General features: G+C 30.8%; 1 protein-coding gene. It reads left to right on the top strand.

The genetic code is table 11. The features are described 5' to 3' along the window. A partial coding sequence (locus tag ACFIKE_RS10590; protein ID WP_375649857.1) for an NAD(P)H-dependent glycerol-3-phosphate dehydrogenase occupies window positions 1–281 on the top strand: 281 nt, incomplete at its 5' end. Window positions 282–1401 lie beyond the last annotated feature (1120 nt).

Below are 1401 nucleotides of genomic sequence, written 5' to 3'. Positions count from 1 at the left end.
GCTTAGGTGATCTGGTTTTGACATGTACTGATAATCAGTCGCGTAATCGCCGTTTTGGAATACTTCTTGGTAAAGGAATAGATATAAAAGAAGCGGAAAAACAAATTGGTCAGGTTGTGGAAGGGTACTTAAATACTAGGGAAGTACATACGTTGGCGCAGCGTATTGGGGTAGAAATGCCCATTGTAGAACAAATTTATCAAATTCTCTATTGTGGTAAAAACATAACTGAAGCGGCAAACACATTACTAAGCCGCGCCCTCAAGGATGAAATACAATGATATCTTGTTTTTTTAAATAATTCCAATCGTGAAAAATAGAAACATGCTATGATAGGCATATAAAATAGATTGTATTGATGGTTGTATAAGGCAGTCATATTCCAGCAAATTATAGATTCATATCATTCGATTCTTTATAAAATATGGCTGAAATATAAAAGTTTTAGCTTTTGTCTAAGAGCTATGTCTTTGAAAATAGATTATCGTTTCCACTTACGCATGTTTATGTAATGTAATGAACAAGATATTTTGATTATCTTTTAAATTCATCTCACAATGATATTTGCAAACAGAATAATACAAGCCTCATTAGGTAGAAGCATCTTATTTATGTAATATATAAGCTAAAAATATCATTGTTATTATCCAATTTGCAATATTATTTTCTGCGTGTAACAGCTTTTGTATCTAGATAGGGGCAGGGATATTGTGTATCTCTGTTTTTTTTAATTCTTTAAAACAAGAAAACAATATAATTTGGGAAGAAGATGAAATTTTAAAGATGAAAACCAGTTCTTATCTTTACAATTATTTTTAAATTCAGTTTTACGCTATCTAAAGCAATATCTTTTAAATAATGGAGATTATCTCACACCTTTATTTTTCTCATTTTCTAATGAAAGCATTTCTCTGATGTGTCAGGTAAAATAGAACGCCCAAAAAACCCGATTTCTGTTGTATATTCACGCGTTTGTTTTAAAGAGACCTTTCTTAAAACTCCAAAGCCCAATTCGTGACGGGGACCGTGAATAGTGTAACGATAAAGCCATTGTGCACATCCCTATCTTTACGTTTATGAAGGAGGAAACCGAACATCATCACACATCCTACCAAACCCCAATGTTGAGACAGCTCTTGGCACTTGAAGCTGTTCAGTAGAGATATTTAAGCCTTTTATTTTCTCACATGTCAATTATGTTTTTTATATGCAAGAAATGATTTTTGGAATTATAACTTTGAAAGTCTCAAATTTAAAAAATGTTATTATACTTGTTTGTGGCTGTCATTTAAACTGAAAAAATAATGTGATTATAAAAATAAAATGATTTATATGAATAATTCATTTTATTTTTGTATTGAATTAATTAAAAATATGTGTTTGCTTGTCACAAGCGGGTTA

This window comes from Bartonella sp. MU70NMGDW (assembly GCF_042194085.1).
Classification (GTDB): domain Bacteria; phylum Pseudomonadota; class Alphaproteobacteria; order Rhizobiales; family Rhizobiaceae; genus Bartonella; species Bartonella grahamii.
The sequence above is the reverse complement of the archived record's forward strand: the minus strand, read 5'-3'. Positions and strand labels throughout refer to the sequence as shown.